The sequence below is a fragment of the Rhodococcus zopfii NBRC 100606 = JCM 9919 genome (assembly GCF_001895025.1).
Lineage (GTDB): Bacteria > Actinomycetota > Actinomycetes > Mycobacteriales > Mycobacteriaceae > Rhodococcus > Rhodococcus zopfii.
Genome location: NZ_BCXI01000009.1, coordinates 147689 through 153709, shown reverse-complemented (window position 1 = coordinate 153709; position 6021 = coordinate 147689). Strand labels below are relative to the sequence as shown.

At 66.4% G+C, this 6021-nt stretch carries 6 protein-coding genes; all 6 read right to left on the bottom strand.

Annotation, left to right across the window (positions count from 1 at the left end):
• On the bottom strand, positions 1-267 hold a 267-nt coding region (locus RZ1_RS06365; protein ID WP_139281778.1), incomplete at its 3' end, for an ATP-binding cassette domain-containing protein.
• A 254-nt stretch (positions 268-521) separates the two neighbouring features.
• Entirely contained in the window at positions 522-2177 is a 1656-nt protein-coding gene (locus RZ1_RS06360) for an FAD-dependent oxidoreductase (protein WP_072810208.1), read from the bottom strand.
• 48 nt (positions 2178-2225) lie between these two features.
• Entirely contained in the window at positions 2226-3557 is a 1332-nt protein-coding gene (locus RZ1_RS06355) for a C40 family peptidase (RefSeq protein ID WP_072810206.1), read from the bottom strand.
• 236 nt (positions 3558-3793) lie between these two features.
• Complete coding sequence (locus RZ1_RS06350; RefSeq protein ID WP_072810205.1) at positions 3794-4414, bottom strand: TetR/AcrR family transcriptional regulator; 621 nt, start codon at positions 4412-4414, stop codon at positions 3794-3796.
• A gap of 105 nt (positions 4415-4519) precedes the next feature.
• Positions 4520-5755 (bottom strand): cytochrome P450, encoded by a 1236-nt coding sequence (locus RZ1_RS06345; RefSeq protein ID WP_072810203.1) that lies wholly within the window; start codon positions 5753-5755, stop codon positions 4520-4522.
• A 25-nt stretch (positions 5756-5780) separates the two neighbouring features.
• Positions 5781-5999 carry a ferredoxin gene (locus RZ1_RS06340; RefSeq protein ID WP_072810202.1) on the bottom strand — a complete coding sequence of 73 codons (219 nt, stop codon included), beginning with the start codon at positions 5997-5999 and terminating at the stop codon, positions 5781-5783.
• Positions 6000-6021 lie beyond the last annotated feature (22 nt).

Below are 6021 nucleotides of genomic sequence, written 5' to 3'. Positions count from 1 at the left end.
GTCCTGGAACAGCACCCCGAACAGCTTCCGGATCTCGTAGAGCTCCTTGCTCGAACACTGCAGGATGTCCGTGCCGTCGATGACGATCGAGCCCTGCTCCGGACGCAGCAGACCGATCAGCGACTTCAGGAACACCGACTTGCCCGTACCGGACGGGCCCAGCAGCGCACTGACCTCCCCCGCGGGGAGAGTCAGCGACACGTCACCCCAAATCCTTTGGCGTCCAAAGGATTTTGTCAATCCTTCGACCGAGACCTCGACACCCATCGGTTTCCTCCCGTCCGCCACTGCCTCTTCGGCGTACGCCGTCGACAGCAGCTGTCAGCGGATCATCGTGTGTAGACACATGCCGCGCAGCGGGACTCGAAGTGACCAATGTCCCGATCGCAGACAACTGTGATGCAAAATACGAAATTTGTCAATCGTCCTCAGTCCGTGTCGGAACGCCGATTGCGACCACCGCCAGCAAAATTCGGCGAACAGGAAGAATCGGACACTCCGGGTCGGCTGACGACTCGCGGTCACCGGGCGACCGCAGGTTCTCCCCGCGCGACCGACGACATCGCGCTCGTGCTCACGACCTTCACGCGGGGTCTCCCGGCGGACCGGCCCGCATTCCGTTCGAACGCGTCGATGCGACGCCATCCCTGCAGGTCGAGATAGTCGGGTTGCCGGGCGGACACAAGGGCCGCAAACGCCTTTCGGTCGCCGGCCGGTGTCGCGTGGCGGCCCTCGACGAAGTCGCCGACGATCGATGCGGCAGTCTCCGCCGAGCAGGTCTTGTTGGACCCGATCACCCCGCTCGGTCCGCGCTTGAGCCAGCCCGCCGTGTAGACACCGGGCACGCGTTCGCCGGAATCCGGGTCGATCGCCGCGCCCGCCAGGTTGGGGATCACCGCGCGGTCCTCGTCGAACGGCACTCCGGGCCGGCGCTCACCCCGGAATCCGATCGACCGGAGCACCAGACCGGTCTCGATGTCCTCGAACTCGCCGGTCTCTCCGACCCCGCCGTGCTCGTCGAGTGCATTCACCGCGGTTCTCAAGTACTCGACACGCCCGTTTCCGAGCACCTCGACGGGCGACCGCAGAAACTGCAGATGAATACGACGCCGCCCCGCCATCGGGTCCGTCTCGGCGTAGCGAGTGAGGATGTCCGCCCGGATGTGTTCGAGCGCAGACATTTCCGCGCTACCGTGATCGATTCCCGAGGCTGTGACATCGACGCCGGGAATCTCACCGAGGCCGAGCAGCTCCGGGGTGCTGAACGAGGCCGATCGCGCGCCGCGACGCCCCAGGACCACGACCTCGCGGATACGGCTCGCCGCGAGCGCTTCCAGCGCGTGCGCGGCGATGTCCGTCGTCATCAGCCTGGACACATCCGACGTGAGGACGCGCGCGACGTCGAGCGCGACGTTGCCGTTGCCCACGACCACCGCCCTCTGGCACGACAGATCCAGCCGCAGGTCCGCGTACTCGGGATGCCCGTTGTACCAGGCCACGAACTCGCGCGCAGACATACTGCCCGCCAAGCCTTCTCCCGGCACTCCGAGTGCACGATCTCCCGTCGCGCCACTCGCATACACCACAGCGTGGTGATGACGCAGAAGATCGTCGTGCGTGAGGTGACGGCCCACCTCGACGTCGAGATAGACGTCGACGTTCCGGCGCCCCATGATCCGTGTGAACGTGCCGGCGATGGACTTCGTGGAACTGTGGTCGGGCGCAACGCCGTAACGCACGAGCCCGCCCGGGACCGGGAGCCTTTCGATCATCGAGATCTCGACGTCGAGACCACGGTGGGTGCAGAGCGCGTCCGCCAGGTAGCACGCCGACGGCCCGCTTCCCACGATCGCGACGCGCAGGACACCCGATCCCCGGGCGACCTTCGGCAGCTCGGAAGCGGCCACCGGTTCCGGCGTCGGATTGTCCTCGTAGTAGGCGGCGTTCATGTCGACGAACGGCTGCATGGCGGGCGTGAGATCCTCGGGCGGAACGATCGCGTCGACCGGGCATTCGTCGACGCAGGCACCGCAGTCGATGCACGTCGCAGGGTCGATGTACAGCATCTCGGTGCGCGCGTGGATTCGTTCCTCCGGGGTCGGGTGGATGCAGTTGACCGGGCAGACCGCCACGCACCCCGCATCGTTGCAGCATGGTTGCGTCACCACGTGGGCCATCGTCGAGTTCTCCTTGTACTGGCTGTTGCTTGTTCTGGAGGGTCGAGGTCAGAGGATGCGGCGCGCCCGCATGTCGGGGAAGACATCGCCGATCCGGACGACGTCGCCGGTGGTGGGCGCGTGGACCATCTGTCCCCCGCCGATGTAGATCCCGACGTGACCGGGGCCGGGGGCCTGCCAGTTCCCGAAGACGAGATCGCCGGGACGGGCCTCCGAGAGCGGAACCTCGACCCCGACCTGCCATTGCGTCTCCGATGTTCGGGGCAGGGCGATTCCGGCCGCGGCGTGCACCGCGAACGAGGTGAGACCCGAGCAGTCGAAACCGCCGCCGGACGGCCCGTTGATGTTGCCGCCGCCCCACACGTACGGCAGTCCCAGGTAGCGGAACGCCGCGTCGATCACGTGCCGGCCGGTGTCGTCCGCGACGGGCAGGCCGAGCGCCACGAACGGCGCGAGGATCCGCTCGAACACCGGCCGGGCGGCGAGGATCTTCGCGACGTACGGCTTGGTCTGGTTCTCGTAGTCGGGTAGGCCCGCGGGCATTCCCCCCGAGCGGAGGACGGCACCGAGTCCGGCGTTGTACGCCGCGAGCGTCAGTCCGAGCGTGTCGCCCGTGACGCGCCCCTCGCGCTTCCACCCCTCGATGCGAGACCAGTTGTCGCACAGCAGGTGACCGGAAGCCATCACGGGATCGGCAACGCCGAGCACATCGGCCTTGCCGTCGCCGTCCGCGTCCTTGCCGTAGGCGTCCCACGTCCCGGGCATGAACTGGCCGGGTCCGCGGGCGCCCACGGGCGACACCGGCGCGGTGGGACCGTAGCGGAAGCCGTTCTCGACCGAGTACAGCGCGGCGAGCACCGGTGCGGTGACACCCTCGCAGATCTCTCCGGCCTTCTTCAGCCACGGCGCGAACACGGCGACCGCTCCGATCGGAGCGAGCGACGTTCCCGGGACGATCGCCGGCAGTGGTGGAAGCACAGCGGGCACGCCCGCGGCGGGGGCGGCGGTCGAGGCACCGGATCCGATGCCCCACGGGTTCGGTCGCGGCGCGGGCCCGGCGATCGCCGGCGCTCCGTCCGTCACCGGTGGTGCATCGACATCGGCGTCGCCGGTGGACGACTCGGGTACGGAGGAGTCGATCGCAGCGGTCAGGCGATCGTGGGTGTCGGTGACGGCCTGCTGGGCCGGGGCTTGAACGCCTTCGGGAAGCACGGCAAAGGCATCGTCGAGTTGTGCGCCGAGTGCGGCCGCGCCCTGCTCGACCGACTCGGCGAATGCGGCCGCGGGCTCCTGGAATGCGTCCGGCACTTCCACGCCGAGTACAGCGGTGCTGACGGCGGAGGCCACTGCCACGATCAACGACGACGGATCCACGGTCATGGTGGGTAACCCTCTCGGATCGATGGGATTCCACGTCGTCGATCTCCGCCTACGGGCGGGAAATTCTCCGCGAGTTCTTGCGGGCGACCGGACGTCGTGGGAACAAGATACAAACTTCGTACTTTGTTATACATCATGTGAGCTGAGCCACGCAACCCAGAGTCACATGAAACGACAAGGGCCCGTGGACAATTCGTCCACGGGCCCTTGCGGTGAAACCACGGGTTACGGTACCGCTACCGCATGACCTCCACGGGGGTGGTCACGATCCCGGGCAGAAGAAGGTTGGTGAGCAGGCGCTTGTTCCCGGGTCCGTCCGGCTCGCCGAAATCCATGCGCCCCACGAGAATCAACTCGACCAGAGTGATCCAGTTGCAGATCTCGACGTCGGAGATTCCCTCGCGGATCTCACCGCGACCACGAGCTGCGGCGATGAGCGGAGCCCACATCTCGTATGTCAATCGGGATGCGAGCCCGGAACTTCCGGCGAGCGCAGTCTGCCGGCCGGCATGCTCCGGAGTGACGATCAGCCGGATCGCAGGGTCCTGACGTCCTCGGTCCACGAGGTACAGCAATCCGTCCACCACCTGTTCGGCGAACGTGCTCCGATCCGCGAGATACTCGCGGGTTTGCTCGAAGAGCCTGCGGGACCTGATCTCGATCATCGATGCCATCAGGGTGTCGCGATCGCGGAAATACCGGTAGATCGTCGGTCGCGAGACACCGGTCTCCTTCGCGACGTCGTCGATGGTCGTTTTGGCGATACCGAATCGCTGGATCGCGGTGTCGGCCGCCGCAAGAATCTGCGAACGGGCAACCTCCGGGTCCTCGTCGAGGACACCTTGACGTCGCGCCATCTCGCCTCCGCTGCCGATCGGTTGCCCAGTCCGCCCCGACGATACCTCAGTTGTGCCGTTCGCCCGCCGGCCCGGCTGCCCTCGGACCGGCAGGCGAACGGTGGCTCACGCCGTGGGCGTGAACCTGATGGGCAGGCGCATGCAGCCGCGGACCTGGCTGGCGTGGAGAACCGGCGGATCCTCGGCGATCAGCGAGTAGTCCGGGATCCGGCGGTGCAGTTCCTCGAGCGCGATGGTCAGCTCGATCCGGGCCAGGTGGGATCCGAGGCACCGGTGCGGGCCGGCCCCGAACGACAAGTGCCGGTTCGGATGCCGATCGAGGATCAGCTCACCGGGATTGTCGAACTCCTCGGCGTCGCGGTTGGCCGAGCACAGCGTCAGGATGAGCTGGTCACCCTTCTTGATCTGCACACCACCGAGTTCGACGTCGCGGGTCGCGCACCGGCCGGGGGTCACGGGCGCTTCGAAGCGCAGGATCTCCTCCACCGTGCTCGGAAGCAGGGCGTCGTCGTCGAGCAGCGCCTGGCGCTGTTCGGGGTTCTTGGACAGGTGGATGATCGACCACGCGAGCGCACCCTGCGTCGTGTGGAGGCCGGCGATCAGGAGCAGGAAGAACATGCGGTACAGCTCTTCGTCTGTGAGGAGCCGCTTGCCGTCCTCGAGCTCCACTTCCGTGTGGATGAGTGTCGAGGTGATGTCGTCGCCCGGGTTCTCCCGGCGCTCCTGCACCATCTTGTGGAAGTAGCCGAACATCTCGAACCCGGCAGCGACCTGCGCCTGCTGGTTCTCTTCCTCGCTGAGACCGGGCTTGCCCATCAGGACGGTGTCGGTGGCCTCCGTGAACACCGCCGCGTCCTCGAGCGGCCAGTCCATGAGCGCCAGGAACACGCGGGTGGGCAGCTCGTGCGCGAACTCCGAGATGAATTCCGCCTCGCCCTTGCCCGCGAAACCGTCGATCAGCTCGTTGGTGTGCAGGCGGATCTGATCCGCGAGCGCCTTCATCCGGTTGGGGCTGAACAGCGGCTGCATCGCCAAGCGATATCCGGTGTGCTCCGGCGGATCCAGCTCGATCGGGATGAACTTGCCCATACCGCCCGGGCCGGTGACAAGGTTGTTGGGGTAGCTCGAGAAGGTCTCCGGGTCACGGAACACTTCGTGGATTTCCTTGTAATGCGTGACGATCCAGTGTCCACCGTGCGCGGTGGAGTACACGACCGGACCCTTGGCCGCCAACTCGGCGACCCGGGCCTGGACGTTGTCGACGGGCTGCGCGAGAGTCTGGTCGTAGATGTCGAAGTCGACGACGAGATCTTCCGGTACTGCTTTTTCGGTGGTTGTCATCAAGTATTCCTCGGGCCGGAATCCCTCAGCGGGATTCGATGGTCAGCGCTCGCTCGGGGCAGACGGCTGCCGCGGCCTCCGCGGCAGCCATATCGTCGTCGGACAGAAACTCTTTCAGGACAACGGGATATCCCTGGTCGTCGCAGTCGATCAACTGCGGGGACGTCGAATAGCACAGTCCGTGACCGGCGCAGGCCGACCGATCCACTACGAGTTGACGGGTCTGTTGTCGAGTATCGGACATGATCCGATCCCCTCCTTTTCGA